This is a genomic window from Candidatus Cloacimonadota bacterium (genome assembly GCA_020532085.1).
Taxonomy (GTDB): domain Bacteria; phylum Cloacimonadota; class Cloacimonadia; order Cloacimonadales; family Cloacimonadaceae; genus Syntrophosphaera.
This window is the reverse complement of the sequence record JAJBAV010000005.1, coordinates 1-19,494: the sequence shown is the minus strand read 5'-3', so window position 1 is coordinate 19,494 and position 19,494 is coordinate 1. Positions and strand designations below refer to the sequence as shown.

At 58.3% G+C, this 19,494-nt stretch carries 15 protein-coding genes; 13 read left to right on the top strand and 2 right to left on the bottom strand.

From position 1 onward, the window contains the following. Window positions 1-34: 34 nt before the first annotated feature. Window positions 35-400 carry a hypothetical protein gene (locus LHW45_02330; protein ID MCB5284414.1) on the bottom strand — a complete coding sequence of 122 codons (366 nt, stop codon included), beginning with the start codon at window positions 398-400 and terminating at the stop codon, window positions 35-37. 20 nt (window positions 401-420) lie between these two features. Continuing rightward, entirely contained in the window at window positions 421-1,134 is a 714-nt protein-coding gene (locus LHW45_02325) for a hypothetical protein (GenBank protein ID MCB5284413.1), read from the bottom strand. 201 nt (window positions 1,135-1,335) lie between these two features. On the opposite strand from LHW45_02325, the gene uvrA reads away from it, so the two are divergent. From uvrA to LHW45_02260, 13 genes are all read left to right on the top strand, one after another. Further along, window positions 1,336-4,236, top strand: coding sequence for an excinuclease ABC subunit UvrA (gene uvrA / locus LHW45_02320; protein ID MCB5284412.1), 2,901 nt, complete (start codon window positions 1,336-1,338; stop codon window positions 4,234-4,236). A gap of 21 nt (window positions 4,237-4,257) precedes the next feature. After that, window positions 4,258-6,474: a DUF3459 domain-containing protein gene (locus tag LHW45_02315; protein MCB5284411.1), complete on the top strand. Its 2,217-nt coding sequence runs from the start codon at window positions 4,258-4,260 to the stop codon at window positions 6,472-6,474. Window positions 6,475-6,524: 50 nt separating this feature from the next. Continuing rightward, window positions 6,525-7,700, top strand: a complete 1,176-nt coding sequence (coaBC, locus tag LHW45_02310; GenBank protein ID MCB5284410.1) for a bifunctional phosphopantothenoylcysteine decarboxylase/phosphopantothenate--cysteine ligase CoaBC — start codon at window positions 6,525-6,527, stop codon at window positions 7,698-7,700. Further along, window positions 7,697-8,476, top strand: coding sequence for an SDR family oxidoreductase (locus LHW45_02305; protein MCB5284409.1), 780 nt, complete (start codon window positions 7,697-7,699; stop codon window positions 8,474-8,476). The genes coaBC and LHW45_02305 overlap by 4 nt, the downstream gene beginning before the upstream one ends. A gap of 65 nt (window positions 8,477-8,541) precedes the next feature. Further along, complete coding sequence (gene queA / locus LHW45_02300) at window positions 8,542-9,576, top strand: tRNA preQ1(34) S-adenosylmethionine ribosyltransferase-isomerase QueA (GenBank protein ID MCB5284408.1); 1,035 nt, start codon at window positions 8,542-8,544, stop codon at window positions 9,574-9,576. Then, window positions 9,573-10,280 carry a biotin--[acetyl-CoA-carboxylase] ligase gene (locus LHW45_02295; GenBank protein ID MCB5284407.1) on the top strand — a complete coding sequence of 236 codons (708 nt, stop codon included), beginning with the start codon at window positions 9,573-9,575 and terminating at the stop codon, window positions 10,278-10,280. The genes queA and LHW45_02295 overlap by 4 nt, the downstream gene beginning before the upstream one ends. Before the next feature lie 87 nt (window positions 10,281-10,367). Further along, window positions 10,368-11,972, top strand: coding sequence for a tetratricopeptide repeat protein (locus LHW45_02290; GenBank protein ID MCB5284406.1), 1,605 nt, complete (start codon window positions 10,368-10,370; stop codon window positions 11,970-11,972). A gap of 203 nt (window positions 11,973-12,175) precedes the next feature. Further along, window positions 12,176-12,445: a 30S ribosomal protein S15 gene (gene rpsO, locus LHW45_02285; GenBank protein MCB5284405.1), complete on the top strand. Its 270-nt coding sequence runs from the start codon at window positions 12,176-12,178 to the stop codon at window positions 12,443-12,445. Between the two features lie 192 nt (window positions 12,446-12,637). Next, complete coding sequence (pnp, locus tag LHW45_02280) at window positions 12,638-14,851, top strand: polyribonucleotide nucleotidyltransferase (GenBank protein MCB5284404.1); 2,214 nt, start codon at window positions 12,638-12,640, stop codon at window positions 14,849-14,851. Between the two features lie 59 nt (window positions 14,852-14,910). Next, window positions 14,911-16,323 carry an adenosylhomocysteinase gene (ahcY, locus tag LHW45_02275; GenBank protein ID MCB5284403.1) on the top strand — a complete coding sequence of 471 codons (1,413 nt, stop codon included), beginning with the start codon at window positions 14,911-14,913 and terminating at the stop codon, window positions 16,321-16,323. 6 nt (window positions 16,324-16,329) lie between these two features. Then, the gene (locus LHW45_02270) at window positions 16,330-16,905 is read left to right on the top strand and encodes a hypothetical protein (GenBank protein ID MCB5284402.1); all 576 of its coding nucleotides are present in this window, start codon (window positions 16,330-16,332) and stop codon (window positions 16,903-16,905) included. Beyond that, on the top strand, window positions 16,902-17,843 hold the full coding sequence (locus tag LHW45_02265) for an NAD-dependent epimerase/dehydratase family protein (protein ID MCB5284401.1): 942 nt from the start codon (window positions 16,902-16,904) through the stop codon (window positions 17,841-17,843). Before LHW45_02270 ends, LHW45_02265 begins: the two co-directional genes overlap by 4 nt. Next, window positions 17,840-19,162 carry a UDP-glucose/GDP-mannose dehydrogenase family protein gene (locus LHW45_02260; protein MCB5284400.1) on the top strand — a complete coding sequence of 441 codons (1,323 nt, stop codon included), beginning with the start codon at window positions 17,840-17,842 and terminating at the stop codon, window positions 19,160-19,162. The genes LHW45_02265 and LHW45_02260 overlap by 4 nt, the downstream gene beginning before the upstream one ends. Window positions 19,163-19,494: the final 332 nt, after the last annotated feature.

Sequence of the window (19,494 nt, the reverse complement as noted above, 5' to 3'; positions counted from 1 at the left end):
TGGCCGTGAGTCAGCAGGGGATCCGAAACCGGGTTCAGGCTTCGGGTTCCACCTCTTCGACGGCTTCCTCGCCTTCCTCTTCGGTTTTGGCGTAGATGTCGATGTTGATGGCGCCTTTGCCCATTTCAGGGTAGAAATCGTCGATGTATTCGCGCACGGTGGTTTCGATGTCCGTGTGCTTGTCCAGGATATCCTGGCTGAAGCCAAGCTTGATGCTCAGCATGTTCAGGGCTTGGTTGATGCTCATTTTGGGCTTTTCGCCGTACACATTGTTGAGGAATTCGGGCAGGGATTTGGCCAGTTTGCTGAGGCCGTTGACCCGTTTGTAAGCTTTTAAACCAAAGTGGGCGGCAAGGGCTACACCACCCAAAACCAACGCCTTTTTAAAGAATTTGTTCATGATCGTCTCTCCTTGCTGCTTTATTTATAGATGGATTTGATCTTTCCCCAGCTCCGGTTCTGCACTGAAACGGGTTGCTGGACCTGCAGGCCGCCGGCAGACAGGGGATTGAGCAGATACTCCCCGTAGCTGAAAGTGACCAGGCCTGTGATCTGGGCATATTGGGTGCCGACGGCGGGGGCGGAGGCCTTGCCGCCAAAGCTCTGCAGCACGATGCCGCAATGTCCGCTGCCGTCGCTGACGGTGAAGCGGCCGTTCCTGGCTTTGCCGCCGGTGACGGAGGTGTTGACCAGACGGACGAATACGCCTTCATAGGCTTCGGCTTCCATGGCGCTGGCCAGCTGGCCGGAGCTGATCACCACCGGGCTGGGCAGGGTGCGGTTGCTGTCCAGGACCTTCAGGGAACTGAGATCACGCAGGCAGGTCATGCCAAAGTTTTCGGCGACTTCAGCGCTGAGGCGCAGGTAGCTGCCAACGGCGGGACGGTGACGGCTGTCCAGAACATAGATGCCCCGCCAGGCGCCGCTGAGCTTCTCGGAGAGGAAAAACCCCTCGCCGCGGTAGCCCGTGGCGGTTACGATCCCTTCCAGGGTGACCTGTTTTCCCAGCCAGGGAGAGGGATAGGAATCATCCACGCCCCGGGAGGCGGTGTACTGGACGTCGTATATGGTGAGGGCCGCAGCCCCCAGGCAGAGGCTGAGCAACAAGCACGTCAGCCAGATCATTCTGTTCATTTTGACCTCTGTTAGCCAATTTGTATCCGCTTGAAAAATTGTCAAGTTAAATCAGGCCTTGTTTTGAAATCCAAGCGCGGAAGAAAACGCTTTGCCTCAGGACTAAGCAATTACCGTTCCGCATCCCGCGGCTTCTTTGCAGTCCATACATTTCATTTGACAAATCCCTGCCTTTAAAATTCCCTGCGCGGCAACGAGGTAATGAAATTGAAAACCGAGATAGTGATAAAAGGCGCATCAGAGCACAATCTGAAGAACATCGACCTGGCTTTTCCCCGCAACCAGCTGGTGGTGTTCACCGGCGTTTCCGGATCCGGCAAATCCTCCCTGGCTTTTGACACGCTTTACGCCGAGGGTCAGCGCCGCTATGTGGAGTCCCTTTCCGCCTACGCGCGGCAGTTCCTGGGCCAGATGGAAAAACCCCGCGTGGATTACATCGAGGGGCTTTCTCCGGCGATCGCCATCGAGCAGAAATCCGCCAGCAAGAACCCGCGCTCCACGGTGGGCACGGTTACCGAGATCTACGATTACCTGAGGGTGCTGTTCGCGCGGGTGGGCAAGCAATATTGCCACATTTGCGGCGACCCGGTGGGTTCGCAGACCGTGGACCAGATGATCGAACACCTGATGCAGAAACCCTCCGGCACCAAGCTGCAGATCCTGGCCCCGCTGGCCCAGGGCCGGAAAGGCGAACACAAGGAACAATTGGATGAACTGCGCCAGGAAGGTTTCGTGCGGGTGCTGATCAACGGCCAGCTGCGAAATCTGGACGAAGACATCGTTCTGGACAAAAAGAGCAAGCACGACATCGACGTGGTGATCGACCGCGTGGTGATCAAACCGGGGGCCGAATCCCGGCTGGCGGACTCGCTGGAGCTGGCGCTGAAGCTCACAGACGGGCTGGTGAAGATCGATTTCACGGACGAAAATGAGGTCCAGCTGCTTTCCTCCACCAATTCCTGCGCGCGCTGCAACATCGGTTTCGAAGAGCTTTCGCCCCAGCATTTTTCCTTCAACAGCCCCATCGGCGCCTGTCCGCTCTGCAACGGACTGGGCTACAAACTGGAATTCGATCCGGACCTCGTGGTGCCGGATCCCGAACTGACCATCATGGAAGGCGCTGTATCGCCCTGGGGCAGGCTGGAAATCAAACAGGACAGCTGGACCCTGAACACGGTGCGCAATCTGGCCAAGGCTTACGATTTCTCACTCTCCACTCCCTGGTACAAGCTTCCGGACATCGTGAAGCAGCTCGTCCTCTACGGTTCCAAGGGCAAGAAATTCAAGATCGCCTGGGCCAATGAACGCGGCTCCGGCAACTTCATGATGCGTCACGAGGGCGTGATCCCGACCTTGGAACGGCGCATGCACGAAACCACCTCCGAGGACATGCGGCGCTATTACATGCAATACATCAGCGACAAACCCTGCCCGGAATGCGGGGGCAAAAAGCTAAAACCCAGTTCCCTGGCCGTGCGGGTGGGGGAGATGAACATCGGCACGGTTACCGAATTCAGCGTGCGGGAGGCCGTTGACTTTTTCAACCGGCTCCAGCTCAGCGGCAATCAGCTGCTGATCGCCGAGGAGATCCTCAAAGAGATCAAAAACCGGCTGGGCTTCCTGGCCAGCGTGGGCCTGCACTATCTCAATCTGGACCGGCGTTCGCCCACCCTCTCCGGCGGCGAGAGCCAGCGCATCCGCCTGGCCAGCCAGATCGGCAGCCAGCTGGTGGGGGTGATGTACATTTTGGACGAACCCAGCATCGGCCTGCATCAGCGCGACAACAACAAGTTGATCCAGATGCTGGTCCAACTGCGCGACCTGGGCAATACCGTGATCGTGGTGGAACACGATGAAGACACCATCCGCAGCGCTGACCGGGTGGTGGATTTTGGCCCCAAGGCCGGCATCCACGGCGGGGAGATCGTGGCCGCGGGCAACGTGGAGGACGTGGTGAATAATCCACGCTCTCTCACCGGTGCCTATCTGAGCGGCAGAATGAGCATTCCCATCCCGGAAACACGCGTGAAAACCGACTCCCGGATGATCGCCATCCGCGGCGCGAAGCAGAACAACTTGAAAAACATCGATGTGGAGATACCTCTGGGGATGTTCGTCTGTATAACCGGAGTATCCGGCAGCGGTAAGAGCTCGCTGATCAACCAGACCCTGTATCCACATCTGCAAAACCACTTTTACCGCAGCACCCACAAGGTGGGGAAGATGTCTGCCATCACGGGCTTGGAGCACATCGACAAGGTGATCTGCATCGATCAGGACCCCATCGGCCGCACCCCGCGTTCCAATCCCAGCACCTACATCAAGCTTTTCGACCCCATCCGCCAGCTCTACAGCAAGCTGCCGGCTTCCAAGGTGCGGGGGTACACGGCCGGACGTTTTTCCTTCAACGTACGCGGCGGACGCTGCGAAGCCTGCCAGGGCGCTGGTGTGAACCAGATCGAGATGCACTTCATGGCCGATATCTACGTAACCTGCGACGTATGCAAAGGCAAACGCTACAATCAGGAAACGCTCTCCATCCGCTACAAAGGCAAAAACATCGCCGAGGTGCTGGACATGGACGTGCAGGAAGCTTTCGAGTTTTTCGAGAACGTGCCCTCCATCCATCCCAAACTGGATACACTGATGGAGGTGGGGCTGGATTACGTGAAACTCGGCCAGCCTTCGACCACTCTCTCCGGAGGCGAAGCGCAGCGTATCAAGCTGGCCCGCGAACTGAGCAAGGTGAGCACCGGCAGCACCCTCTATCTGCTGGATGAACCCACCACCGGCCTACATTTCGACGATATCAACCGCCTGCTGAAAGTGCTCACAAAACTGGTGCGCATGGGCAACACGGTGGTGGTGATCGAACACAACCTCGATGTGATCAAAACCGCCGACTGGATAATCGACTTGGGTCCGGAAGGAGGCGAAGCCGGAGGTTACGTGGTGGCGACAGGCACCCCGGAAGAGCTGATGCAAAATCCAAAATCCTTCACGGGGCAATACCTCAAAACCCACTACCTGCGCGAAGCCCAGCTGGAAAGAAAGCCAAAGAAAGCCCCGCGAAAATCCGGCGCAAAGAAAAGCAAGGCCTGAGTCCAGGCCGAACCTTGAAACATGCCTGAGATCAGTTTTCAATACCAAGCCCCCACGGCGGGCAAACATCTGGTTGGATTGGCCGGGGATTTCACCGGCTGGGCGATCCTCGACCTGATCGACCTCGGTGGTATCTACATCCTCAAACTGCCCGTGGAACCGGGAAGCCATCGCTATAAACTGATCGTGGACGGCAACTGGATGCCGGACCCGGCCAATCCCATGCGCGAGCCGGATCCCTTTGGGGGTGAGAATTCCGTGCTGAACGTGGCCACTGAGGGCCCGCCCCGCCTAAGCTGGCACCAGGTGCGGGATGATCCGGCCTGTCTGGATGTACGTCGGGACCAGTATCTGGAGCTAAACCGCCTGTCGGACGGGGAATTTGAGCTGCGTTTCAGCTGGCATCCCGGGCTGGAAGCGCAATTCAGGGCTGTCATCGCAGGCAGGGAGCATGAACTTAAGCCTGTGGGCGTCAGCGGCAATCAAGCCGTTTGGCATTGCCTGTTCCAGACGTCCCGGCCCAGCGTGGAAGTGCTGATCCGGGGCGAAACGGAAGATTTCAGCCTCGGCTATGGCGCGGAAGGCTTTTCTTTTGATCCGGACAAGCTTACACCCCGTCTGATCGAACTGTCCAGCCTGCCGGTCTTCGCCGTTCCGGATTGGGTGCGCGACGCGGTGATCTACCAGATATTCCCAGACCGCTTCTGCAATGGCGATCCCAGCAACGATCCCGACTTCAGGGAGGATTACTATGCCGACTGCCGAACGCCGCCACCGGAGGGTGAACTGCTGCCTCCGCAACGCGAATACTTCCATCTGGTGCGGGACTGGCATGACATCAGCGGCCTGAAACAGAGTCCCTGGCTGGAAGAGGGAAAGCCGGACTGGTGGTCCTTCTACGGTGGTGACATCGCCGGAGTGCGGCAGAAACTGCCCTACCTTGGCGATCTGGGCATCAACGTGATCTATTTCAACCCGCTCTGGCAGGCGAGATCGAACCACAAGTACGATGCCGCTGATTTCAAGCGGGTCGATCCGCATTTCGGCACGGATGATGAACTGCGGGACCTTGTTAAAGCGGCCCACGCGGCGGGGATCAGGGTGATCCTGGACGTGGCTTTCAATCACACCGGCGAGGATTTTTGGGCCTTTCGCGATGGCGTGGACAAAGGCCCGGATTCGCGATATTGGAATTGGTACGACTGGCATAAATGGCCGTTGCCGGAGCCGCTGCCGCCGGATTTCAAGCCCAAAGAGCATTACCAGTGCTGGTGGGGCATCAAAGACATGCCGGACCTCAATTTCGACCTCAGCCGCGCCCATCCGGCCGAAAACTACGTCAAAGACATCGGCCAGGCCGTTCCCAATCAGCCCTTGGTGGACCATTTGCTGGATTGCGCGCGCTGGTGGCTGCTGGAGATGGGGATCGACGGTTTTCGCCTCGACGTTCCCGATGAAGTTCCCTACTGGTTTTGGGAGCTGTTTCGCGGCCGGGTTAAAGAGCTGAAACCGGAGGCTTGGATCGTTGGCGAGATCTGGCAAAGCGCGCGGGGCTGGGTGAACCATCGCTATTTCGATTCGGTGATGAACTACGCCCATTTCAAGGACCCCGTGATCGAGTTTTTCCTTCTGGGCATCACAAACCGCAAAAGCTTTTGTGACCGCGTTTCCGCCGGACTGGCGGAATATCCAACGCAGTCCGCGGGCGCGATGATGAACCTGCTGGGTAGCCACGACACCGTGCGGATCATGGAACTGGCCGGAGGCGACCTCGGCCGGTTGAAACAGGCGCTGCTGTTCCAGATGACCTTTGTGGGCGCGCCGCACATCTATTACGGCGACGAGATCGCCATGGCGGGAGGCCGCGACCCGGACAACCGCCGGCCCTTCAACTGGGATTGGGAACAGGATGACAAAGCCCGTGAGTTGCGGGAATTTTACCAGAAGTTGATCCGTCTCCGGCGGTCGGACAATCTCTTCACGGAGGGGGATTTCGCTTTTCTGGATGTTCCGGACGGGCTGCTGGCCTGGAAGCGTTGCCATGCCACGGCCAGCGTCTGCGTGGTGCTGAATCTTTCCACCGTGACGCGGGAATACCGGCCGGCTCCAAACGCGGAGTTGATCTTCAGCCTGGGCGGGGCAAACGCATCCCAGACAGGCTGGCATCTGCAGCCCGGAACTGGCGTGGTTTGGCGCTTGGAGACTGAAAGCGGGGGAGCAGCCGATGTTTTGGATTGACATAATGCGGAGCGGGCAAAAAGATGGCGAAAAGGATTAAAGAGCTTGATATGAACAAGAACATACTACTTGGCGTGAGCGGTGGCATCGCCGCTTACAAGGCGATCGAACTGGCCAGCCTGCTAAGCAAGGCGGGATTCAGCGTGAAGACCGTTTTAACTGATAACGCCCAGAACTTCGTCGCGGGAATAAACTTTGCCGCCATCACCCACGGCAGCGCCCACAGTTCGCTGTTTGAGGACGCGGACCCCATCCCGCACATTACCCTGGCGGACTGGGCGGACCTCATCGTGGTGGCACCCGCCACGGCCAACATCGTGGCCAAAGCCGCGCGCGGCCTTGCCGACGACTTGCTTTCCACCACCCTGCTGGCGCACACCAAACCTGTCCTCTACGTTCCCGCGATGAATGTGAACATGTATGAAAACCCTGCCACCCAGGCCAATCTGCAGACCCTGCGCGAACGGGGCCAGCACATCCTGGAACCCGTCACCGGCTTGCTCGCCTGTGGTTATGAAGGCAAGGGCAAATATCCCCCCAACTCTGAGGTCCTCTGCGCCATCCGCTGCTTTCTGGAGTATCCTGAGGATCTGTCCGGGACCAGCGTTATGGTCTCCGCCGGCGCCACCGCCGAACCGATCGATCCCATGCGCATGATCACCAACCGGTCCAGCGGCAGGATGGGCCTGGCCATCGCCCGGGCTTTCGCGCTGAGGGGGGCCAAAGTGACTCTGGTCCACGGTTTGATGGACGAAAAACCACCCTACTATCTGCATCAGGCCATCTTCGCGCCCACGGTGCAACTGATGCACGACGCCGTGCTCAAGTCCGCCAAGGGCTGCCAGATCATCGTCAAATGCGCCGCCGTATCGGACTTCAAGCCGCTCAAAGCCGCTTCCCGCAAGATCAAGAAAGGCGGCAACCTCAATCTGGAACTGGTGCCCACCCCGGATATCCTGGCCCAGCTGGGAAAGCTGAAAACCAAGAAACAGATGCTGGTGGGCTTCGCCGCGGAAACCGACAATTTGGTGGCCAACGCCAGGGAGAAACTGCAGCGCAAGAATCTGGACCTCATCTGCGTGAATCACCTGGATACTGCCGGGGCTGATCAGACCACCCTTTCAGTCATCAGCGCGAATGATGCCAAAAACGCCAGGCCCCCGGTACTGAGCGGCGACAAGTTCGAGGTCGCGCTGCGCCTGGTGGAGCGGATAATCAAGCCATGAACCGGCTGTTGATCATCACCGGCGCCAACGGACAGGTGGGCTCTCATCTCGCCCGGTCCTGGGCGGAATCGCGCCTGCCGTTGCTGCTGTTGGTGCACTCAGGATCCGAACGTTTGGAGGACCTGCGCTCCAAGCCGGGGATCTTGATCAAAACCTGCGATCTACTGGACCCTGACGCCCTGAGCTCTTCCCTGGAAGAGGCTTGTGTGGCCTTGAACGCCGTTCGGGCCTCTCTTGTGCACACAGCCGCGGTGCGCAGTTACGACGCCAAAACTTTGGCCGAGGGCGAACCTGAAGTTTGGCAGGAAGTGTTCAACACCAATGTGAACATGACCTGCAATGTTCTCAGGGCATGCCTTCCAGGCATGCTTCAAGAAAGATTCGGGCGGATCGTGCTGTTCGGCTCGAATGTGGCGCTCACCGGCCTAAACCGCGGTTCGGCTTACGCGGCGGCCAAAGCCGCGATCGTGAACCTGGCGCGCAGCGTGGCTTTGGAAACCGCTCCGGACAACGTTTTGATCAACGCCATCTCGCCGGCCCCGGTGGAGACAGACCTTGAGAGTGACTATGAAGGTGAATACCTGGCCTTCCGCCAGCGCTATTTCGCTGCTTACCGCGCGGCCAGCCCCACCGGAAAGCTGATCTCCCTGGATGAGATTCGCCACCTCGCAGAATTGTTATTGAGCCCCGAACTAGCAAACTTGAACGGACAGAACATCCTATTGGACGGGGGAATGTCTGCTCCCCTGCTAAATCCCCAGGGCATGGGCAGTTGAGCGCCTCCCGCCCAATGGCCGCCAAACTTGCGGGGATCTGACGAGAGGTTTGCGAGGGACGCGTCATGACAGATTTACTTGATATTGATGCCTACAACTACCAACTGCCGCCGGAATTGATCGCCCAGCATCCCCTTGAGAAACGCGACAGCTCTCGCCTGATGCGGGTGGAGCGGGCAACGGGGAACATTGTCCACGGCGAATTTGCGGACATCCTGGATCTGCTGGCCCCCGGAGAAGTTCTGGTGGTGAACTCCAGCAAGGTGATCCCCGCCCGCCTCCACGGGGAGAAAGCCACCGGCGCGCGGATCGAGGTCCTTCTCTTGCACAGGTTGGACGGAGCGCGCTGGAAGTGCATGGTCCATCCCGGCAAACGGCTCAAAACAGCTCAGTGGCTGCAGTTTTCACCCTATCTGAAAGGCTGGATGTCGCTCGCGGATGAAGACGGTTTACGGGAGATCGAGTTTGAGGGACCGGATACATACTGGCAGGAGATCGAGCGGATCGGACATGTTCCTTTGCCTCCATACATCAAGCGTCCGGACGCATCCAGCGACCGCGGCGACTATCAAACCGTCTATGCCCAAGCCCCAGGCTCAGTGGCCGCTCCAACCGCCGGCCTGCATTTCAGCTCCGAACTGCTGGAAGCCCTGAAATTTAAAGGGGTGCGGGTGGTGGAGGTGATCCTCCACGTGGGGATGGGAACCTTTCTGCCGGTGAAATGCCAGCGCATAGACGCCCACAAGATGCACAGCGAGTTCTGCACCCTACCCGGGGAAACCGCAGCCGCAATCAACGCTGCCAAAGCGGAAGGGCGGCGCGTGATCGCCGTGGGCAGCACTTCGGTGCGCACGCTGGAGAGTTTCTGGAACGGGACCTGCCTGGAAAGTGGCTCGCACTGGACCAACATTTTCATCTATCCGGGCCGCGAGATCCAGGTCGCGGATGCCCTCATCACAAATTTCCATCTGCCCAAATCCTCGCTGCTGATGATGATCTCCGCCTTTGCCGGCTACGAACTGGTCCGGCGCGCGTACCAGCTCGCGGTGGAGGAAAGATACCGGTTTTTCAGCTACGGCGACGCGATGTACATCTCATGATCACGAAGGTTTTTTACGATACGCTGGACAGCAGCAAACTGGAACACGCCAGGCTGGCCGCCACCGGATCGGACAGCGACCTCTGGATCATACGTGCCGCAAGCCAAACCGCTGGGGTAGGCCGGGGCAAGAACACCTGGCACTCACCCCCGGGCGGGCTCTGGTTCAGTTTCGACTTTTTCCATTCCCGGGCGGTGCCTTCTTTCCCCCTCTATGTGGGGTTTTGCCTGCACAAACTGCTGACCAGGTCTTTCGGGCTCAGCCAGCTCAGCGTGAAGTGGCCCAACGATATCTATCTGGAGGACAAGAAACTGGCTGGCATCCTCTGCCAGCAGTGGCAAAATCCCCCCCGCTACCTGATCAGCCTGGGGTTGAACACCAACCTCGAACCAGATGATGTGTTACTTGAATTGAACGCTGCTAATTTATCTTCATACATAAAGATGCCTGTGTCCAATGATTGTCTTGCCGACTTGCTTGTGCGCAGCGTTAGCCACCATTCCGGCCTGCTGGCTTCGCCCCAAACTTACATCAACTACTGCGCGGCAAGGTTGCATGGCCTGGGCCGGGAAGCTGAGGTGGAAAATGGCAACGAAACCCTGCTTGGCCGGATTGCTGGACTCACGGACGCAGGATTTTTGCTTTTGGACGGTATGGATGGTGTAAGGATGACAGTCACCCACGGCAGCCTGAAAATCCTCTGACGGCTTGCCCCGGCAGCTTTTCCTTGACAGATAAGGCCGCTGAAAATGCTTAGCGACAAAGAAAAATATAATTTCCGGGAGGAATAAATGAACAAGTGGATAATAATCGTCCTCGCCGCGATGCTCGGCCTCTACGCCTGTGCCGGCACCAAGACCGTCACCGAGGCCGTGCCCAAGGCTGAGATCACCACCAAAGTGGCGATCCTGCCTCTCAAGGCGCTGGACAGCCCCAGCCGTTACATCACCAAGATCCTCACTGTGAGAGATCTTGACCTCACTTTTGACAAATATGCCAACTACACTCTTCTGGACATGGAAGAGACGGAACTGCATTTCCGCGAGACCGGCTATAACGATGTGGAAGAACTTGAAAAGGAAGAGATGGTGGAGATTTCCAAAAACCTCTCTTCCGAAGTGATCGTGATGGGCAGCGTGAGCGAAAACCGCCCCGGCCTATACGGCATCACAATGCGCATGTACAGCACCCTTTCCGGCGAGCTCAAACAGGTCAGCTTCAACGTTGGCAAAGACAAAACCTCCCGCTGGCAGGCCCTCGATGAAGGCATGATGAAGGAGCTTGACGGCTTCGTCTCCGGCGAGATGGACAAGATCTTCAACATCGCCACCAGCTATTACAACAACGGCAACTACATGGAGGCCGAAAAATCGCTCAAACAGGTGGTCGCTCTCAAACCGGACAAGGTGGATGCCTACATCTACCTTGGCAACACTTACCTGAAAACCGAACGCAACGACCTTGCCGAGGCCACCTTCGTGAAGGGCTTTGAAGCGGATCCCAAGAACCTCACCATCATGCGCGCGCTGAACGACATCTATGAAAAGACCAACCAGACCGCCAAGCGCATCACCCTGATGGAAGGCTTCGCCGAAGCCAACAACGACGCCGAAACCTGGCTGGCCGTGGGCAACCTTTACGACCAGCAGGGCAACGCGGTTAAGGCCAAAGCCGCCTTCCAGAAAGCCCTCGCCATCGATCCGGAATACTCCGCGGCCAACGTCCGCCTGGCTTTCATGCTCTACGATGAGGGTAATTACGCAGAATCCATCCCCATGCTGGAAAAAGCCTTTGAATTGGCCCCCGACAACGATATCATCAGCAGCCGCCTGGCCACAGCCTATCAGAAAAGCGGACGCATCCAAGACGCCATCGCCAGATACGAAGGCCTGATCAAAAACGATCCCAACAACGTGAACGCCTATCTGAACCTGGTGAACCTCTACCGCACCGACAACAAGGATAGCAAGGCGATCGAAACCATCAACGCCCTCAAGAAGATCGACCCCAACAATCCCTATGTCTACCTGAACCTGGCTGCCATCTACCTGTCCCAGAACAAATACAACGACGCGGAAACCAACGCCAACCTCACCATCTCCAAGGATGCAGGTCTGTATCAGCCCTACGTGATCCTGGCTTCGGTTTTCCAATCCAGGGGCACCGACGCCTACAACAGCTATCTGGACCTTGACCGCCAAGCTTCAGCCGCTGTGGGCAAAAAAGCCACCGACCTCAGAAAGAAGCGTGACGCCGCCAAAGGCAACGCCCAGTCGCTGCTTGGCAAAGCCCGTGACAACCTTAACAGCGCGAGAAGCAGGGCCAGCGAATCCTCCGCGATCAACGACATCAACGCCCGGCTTGGCCGCGTGAACGACCTCATCAGCAAACTGTGACCTTGGTCACATTCTGATATCTGGACGCCCGGACTTCCCGGGCGTCCTGCTTTTTTGCCGGAAGTGTCAGGATACATGGGGAAGAGGCGGCAGGCCAACCTGACGTAAGGATTTCCAAGACCGCTGCATGACAGCCGGGAAAAAAGAACTGGACAAATCGGCGGCTCCCAAAAAACTGACTCAAAATTCCATAGGAGAATGAAATGGCACTTAAACCTGAGGCCAAAACGGCTATCATGGCAGAGTTTAAACTCCATGAATCAGACACCGGCTCGCCTGAAGTTCAGGTTGCTCTCATCACCCGGCGGATCAACGACATCACGGTCCACCTGAAAGAGCACTCGAAGGACTTCAGCACCAGACGCGGGCTGTTGAAACTGATCGGGCAGAGAAGGCGCTTGCTCGATTACCTCAAGCGGAAAGACATCAACCGCTACCGAGAGTTGATCAAAGCGCTGAAGATCCGCAGATAGATTCCGCCAAAAATAGGATGAGGTGGATTCTCACAAGTTTTATTGGCGGGATCCACCTTCCTCTTTTCTGAACGTCCGGAACAGGTCCGGACACGAGACATCAACCTCCAGGGGAGTACGAGCAATACGCTGAGAGCGGCCCGGGTTTTCAGCCTATTGCTTCTTCTCCCTCGGAACAACCAGGAGAAGTAAATGCACAACTTCAACATTATCAAACGCGAACTCGATTTCTGCGGCCGCCCGCTTTACGTGGAAACCGGCAGAATGGCCAAACAGGCCAACGGTAGCGTGTTCATCCGTTACGGGGGCAGCGCTGTCCTCGTTACCGCCACCATGAGCAAGGACCCGGTGGAAAACCAGGATTTCTTCCCGCTCACAGTGGATTACATCGAAAAAATGTACGCCAGCGGCAAGATCCCCGGCGGCTTTTTCAAACGTGAAGCCCGCCCCACCACCGATGCCACCCTCTCCGCCCGCGTGATCGACCGCAGCATCCGGCCCCTCTTTCCAGACGGATTCCGAAACCAGGTGCACGTGGTGCTGAACGTTCTCGCCTACGACGGTGAGACCGATCCCTCCGCCCTGGGCATCTTCGGCGCTTCGCTGGCCCTCACTCTTTCAGACATCCCCTTCCACGGTCCCATCGCGGGCGTGAAAGTGGGCCTCATCGATGATCAGATCGTGGTGAACCCATATCAGAGCCAGATGAACGGCAGTTCCAAGCTGGATCTGGATGTTGCCGCCTCAGCCACTTCGGTGGTGATGGTGGAATCCTCGGCTTTGGAGCTGAGTGAAGAAACCATCCTGGACGCCGTTTACACCGGCCATGAAGAGATCAAGAAACTCTGCGCCCTCCAGGCCGACATGGCCGCTGAGATCGGAAAAGCCAAGGTCGAAGTGAAGTTGCTGGAAGTCCCGGCCGACATCATGGGCAGGGTGGAAGCCGTCTATGGCAGCCGCATCGCTGAAGCCGCCGTGATCCTGGGCAAGCAGGAACGCCAGGACGCCTTCGACGCCGCCGAGGCCGAGATGCTGGAAAAGTATCAGGCTGAGGACCCGGAAGGCTTTGAAGAGAACGAAAAATGGTATAAGGACGCCTTTGAAGAGCTGATCCGCCGCTATGTGCGGCAGTCCATCCTGGACAAACACCACCGCGTGGATGGCCGGGGTTTGGATGACATCCGCGAGATCACCTGCGAGATCGACGTACTGCCGGTCGTGCACGGTTCCGCGTTGTTCACCCGGGGCGAAACCCAGTCCCTGGGCACCATCACCCTCGGTGGCGGCAGCGACGAACAGGTGATCGACGGCCTCGAGATCGAGTACAAGAAATACTTTTACCTGCACTACAACTTCCCGCCTTTCAGCGTGGGCGAAGCCGGCAGAATGGGCCCGGTGGGACGCCGCGAACTGGGACATGGAAACCTGGCTGAACGCGCCCTGAAAGCCGTTTTGCCGGATCGCGAGGCCTTCCCCTACACCATGCGCATCGTGGCCGACACCCTGGAATCCAACGGTTCCTCGTCCCAAGCCTCGATCTGCAGCGGCTGCCTGGCCATGATGGCCGCGGGCGTTCCGATCAAGGCGCCGGTGGCCGGCATTGCCAACGGCTTGATCATGGATGGTGACAAATATGTGATCCTCACCGACATCATGGGCCTGGAGGACCATCTGGGCGACATGGATTTCAAGTGCGCCGGCACCCGTGAAGGCATCACCGCCATGCAGATGGACATCAAGGTGGAAGGCATCACCCGCGACATCATGCGGATTGCCCTGGAAAAGGCCCATGCCGCGCGTTTCAGGATCCTGGACATCATGGGCGAATGCATCGCCGAGCCCAGGGAAGACCTGGCTCCCACCGCTCCGCGCATTGAAGCCTTCAAGGTTCCCATCGACAAGATCGGCGAGATCATCGGGCCGAGCGGCAAGATGATCAAATCGATCATCGAAGCCTGCCAGGTGGAGATCGACATCAACGACGACGGCACCGTGCGCATCCTTTCCCCGAACAAGGATTCGATCATGAAAGCCAAAGAGATCATCAAAGGCATCGCGATCGATCCCGAAGTGGGCGAGGAATTTGAAGGTCCGGTCACCCGGATCGAGCCCTACGGCGTGTTCGTGAAGATCCTTGGCGGCGCCAAGGAAGGCATGGTCCACGTTTCCCAGATGCACCACAGCCGCATCGGACATCCGGAAGACATGGTCAAAATGGGCGACATCGTCCACGTGAAGAGCCTGGGCATGGATAAAGGCAAGCTGTCTCTCACCATGAAAGGAGTGGCCGGCAATCCCGAGCCCGATCCCAACGCTCCCAAACACGACCGTCCTCCAAGGCGTGACGACCGGGGCGGCGATCGCCGCAGTTCCGGACGCGGCGGCGGCGGATTCCACAGAAGATAACTGATCATAACGTGCCGGATCCACACAACGCTGGGTCCGGCACTAATTTTATCAAGAGGATGGATGACATGGAATATTCCGTAGCGGATATCGCTCTGGCCTCTTTTGGCCGCAAAGAAATCGAACTGGCCGAGATCGAGATGCCTGGGCTGATGGCCCTGCGCCAGAAATTCAGCGGCAGGAAACCCCTCCAGGGGGCCCAGATCACCGGCAGCCTGCACATGACGGTGCAAACAGCCGTACTGATTGAAACCCTGGTGGAACTGGGGGCCCGGGTCCGCTGGGCCAGTTGCAACATCTTTTCCACCCAGGACCACGCGGCGGCGGCCATCGCTGCCTGCGGGATCCCCGTTTTCGCCTGGAAGGGCGAGACCCTGCGGGAATACTGGCAATGCACGCTGAAAGCGCTCTCATGGCCTGAGGGCGGCCCCGACCTCATCGTGGACGATGGGGGAGACGCCACCCTGATGGTGCACGAAGGCTTCAGGCTGGAAAACGAGTTCGCGTCCTCCGGGGCTTTGCCCGAGGCGAACGCCGAATCCGCCGAACTGCGGCTGGTGCAGGAACTGCTGATCGCCGGACTCCAAAACGATCCCCAGAAGTGGCACCGGGTGGCCCAGAACCTCAAAGGCGCAAGCGAAGAGACCACCACCGGGGTCAACCGGCTCTACCAGAAACTGGCGGCGGGTGAATTGCTCTTCCCGGCTTTCAACGTGAACGACTCGGTGACCAAATCCAAATTTGACAATCTCTACGGCTGCCGCGAATCCTTGGCCGACGGCATCAAGCGCGGCACCGACGTGATGGTGGCCGGCAAGGTGGTGATGGTGTGCGGCTATGGCGACGTGGGCAAGGGCTGCGCCCAATCGATGCGCGGTTTCGGCGCCCGGGTGATCGTAGGCGAGATCGATCCCATCTGCGCGCTGCAGGCGGCCATGGAAGGCTTTGAAGTGAACACCGTGGACAACATGCTGGAAGAGGCGGACATCTTTGTAACCGCCACCGGCAATTGCGACGTGATCCGCGTGGACCACATGCTCAAGATGAAAAACCACGCCATTGTTTGCAACATCGGCCATTTCGACAACGAGATCCAAGTGGACAAGCTTTACTCAATGGAAGGCGTTGTGCGTGAAACGGTGAAACCCCAGGTGGACCAGATCCATCTGCCCAATGGCAAAGCGATCATCCTACTCTCAGAAGGCCGCCTGGTAAATCTCGGCAACGCCACCGGCCATCCCTCCTTCGTGATGAGCTGTTCCTTCACCAATCAGGTGCTGGCGCAGCTGGAACTCTGGCAAAATGACCACGAGACCGGTGTTTACATCCTGCCCAAGGCCCTCGACGAAGAGGTGGCCAGATTGCATCTGGACAAGCTGGGAGTGCGGCTCACCCATCTGAGCAAACACCAGGCCCAGTACATCAACGTTCCCATCGAAGGCCCTTACAAGCCCGACCATTACAGATACTGACCCGGAATGGCCACCCACACCCCGGTTTTGATCGACGAGCTCTTCGGAGAGCTGGCCCCCGCCCCGGACGGCCAGCGCTGGGAAGTGATCCACACCAAACCGCGCTGTGAAAAGAAACTGGCCGAATACGCCCGGCGCAGCGGCATCACCTACTATCTGCCCCAGATGGATAGCAAACGCGTCTATCAGCGCAGAATTGTCAACTTCACCAAGCCCATGTTTCCCAGCTATCTCTTCGTTGTGCTAGATCCCCGCCAGCGCCAGACCCTGCTCATCTCCGGCTACACGGTGTCCTTCATCCGCGTTTCCCGCCAGGACCAGCTGCTGCAGGAACTGAAGAACCTCAAGCTCAGCCGCTCCCCAGAGATCGAGTTGGAAAACACCCTCTGGCTTTCGGAAGGCTTGCAGGTGGAGATCACGTCGGGAGCGCTCAAAGGCGTCACCGGTGTGGTGGAAAGCCATGCCAGGCTCGACGAGGTGCGCCTCCAGGTGCAGATCCTGCGGCAGGCCGTGCTGGTGAAGATCGATCCGCGCGACGTGAAGATCCTGGGCGAATACTCGATTGTGGAGGAAGAAAGATGAAGATTTTGATCACTGGAGGGGCCGGGTTCATCGGCTCCCACGTGGCGGATGCCTGTCTGGAAGCGGGGCATCAGGTGGTTGTGGTCGACGATCTGTCCAGCGGCGACCGCGCCAATCTGGATCCCTTGGTGAAGTTTTACCAGCTCGATATCCGCGATCCCGCCCTGGCGGAGGTCTTCGCGGCCGAACGGCCGGATGTGGTGAACCATCACGCCGCCCAGGTGAGCGTGCCCCGCTCAATAACGGAGCCGCAGCTCGATGCCGAGATCAACCTGCTGGGCCTCATCAACGTCCTTGAAAACTGCGTGAAGCATCACATCAGGAAAGTGGTCTTTATCTCTTCCGGGGGAGCTATTTACGGAGAAGCGGAAGAGTATCCCACCACGGAAAATTACCTGCCTCAGCCTCTCTCGGTTTATGCCATCAACAAACTGGCCGGAGAAAACTATCTGCGCTTCTATCGGCACCAGTACGGACTGGAATACACCATCCTGCGCTATGCCAACGTGTTTGGCCCCCGTCAGGCCGCCCAGGGCGAAGCGGGCGTGGTTTCCATTTTTGTGGAAAAGCTGCTCGCGGATTCCGCTCCCACCCTCTATGCCTATCCGGATGCGCCCGAGGGCATGATCCGCGACTACGTTTACGTGAAAGACGTGGTCCGGGCCAATCTGGCCGCCCTCGAACGCGGCGCCAACGACGCTTTCAACATCGGCACCTGCGTGGAGACCACCACCTCGCAGCTGTATAAAACCATCCTCTGGCAACTGGGCAAGGAGATCCAGCCCCAGAGCGGCCCCGCCCGCAAAGGTGATCTGCGCCGTTCCATGCTGGACAGTTCCAAAGCCTTCAAAGAGCTTGGCTGGAGCCCCATCTACGCGCTGGAGGACGGGATCAAGGAAACCGTGGCTTGGTTCAGGAAAAGGAAGGAACAAGCATGAATTTGGCAGTGATTGGTTCGGGCTACGTGGGCCTGGTTACCGGAGCCTGTTTCGCGGATATGGGCAATCACGTTATCTGCGTGGACAACGACGCGGCCAAGATCTCCCGGCTGCAAAACCACGAGATCCCCATCTATGAACCGGGGCTGCAGGAACTGGTGGCCTCAAACAGTGCCGCTGGCCGGCTGAGTTTCACCACCGACATCGCCGGGGCTGTGGCGGCCTCAAGCGTGATCTTCATAGCCGTGGGCACACCGCCGGATCAGGACGGTTCAGCCGATCTGCAATACGTTTTGGCTGTGGCGCGGGACATCGCCCGCAGCATGGCGGAATACAAGATCGTGGTCAACAAATCCACGGTCCCGGTGGGCACCGCCGACCTCGTGGCCAACACCATCAGGGAAGTTCAGGCCCAGCGCGAGGTGGAAATCCCCTTCGCGGTGGTCTCCAATCCAGAATTTCTGAAGGAAGGCGCCGCCATCGCCGATTTCATGGGTCCGGACCGCGTGGTGATAGGCGCCGACGACCCCCAAGCCGGGGAAGTGCTGCGTGAACTCTATCTGCCCTTCAACCGCACGCACGAACGCATCATCATCATGAGCGTCCGCTCCGCGGAAATGACCAAATACGCTGCCAATGCCATGCTGGCCACCAAGATATCCTTCATGAACGAACTCGCCCGCCTCTGCGAGGCCCTCGGAGCCGACATCGGCGAGGTGCGCAACGGCATCGGTTCCGACAGCCGCATTGGTTACAAGTTCATCTATCCCGGCGTGGGCTACGGCGGTTCCTGCTTTCCCAAGGATGTTCGCGCTCTCATCCAGATGCACCGCCAGGCAGGGCTTCAGCCCCTCATCGCCGAGGCTGTGGAAGAGATCAACCGGGGGCAGAAACTAGTTCTGGTGCACAAGATCAAGCGCATGTTCGGCGAAAACCTGGCCGGAAAGACCTTCGCCCTCTGGGGTCTGGCTTTCAAACCCAAAACCGACGACATGCGCGAAGCTCCAGCCGTGGTGATCATCAACGCCCTCATCGAAGCCGGGGCGAGGGTCCGGGCTTACGATCCCGCCGCCATGGAAGAGGCCAGGCGCATCTTCGGCGATCGCGATGGCCTCAGCTTTGGCCAGGACCAGTATTCCATTCTGGAAGGCGCCGACGCCCTCATCCTGGTCACCGAATGGCACCAGTTCCGCTACCCGGATCTTGAACAGGTGAAACAAGCCCTCAGAAACCCCGTCCTCTTCGACGGCCGCAACCAGTTCGAACCCTCTCACCTGCGCGAACAGGGCATCACCTACATCTCCATCGGACGCGAATAAGCTTGACTCCGGACCGTTTCCAGGCCTCCGCTGCTGCGGGGGCCATTTTTTTGCTCTCTTTCAAACCGGGTGGGGGTTAGGGGGATCAGCCCCGCAGGGGCAACACTCCAAGCCTGGCAGAGATTTGTGCCGCCTCCGGGGGGCTAGTTTGCACATTTGGACGCCAAACCCAGGGTTCCGCTGCGCTTCACTCTGGGCTAAGTTGTTATACAAATTCCATGTTGACAAATCATATATGTTGCTTATTTTGTCTCCAGAATCTAAATTCTGGAGGCGAGATGCCACGACCAAAAGACCAATCGTTGCAGGAGGTATTCCTGAAAGCGGAGCAG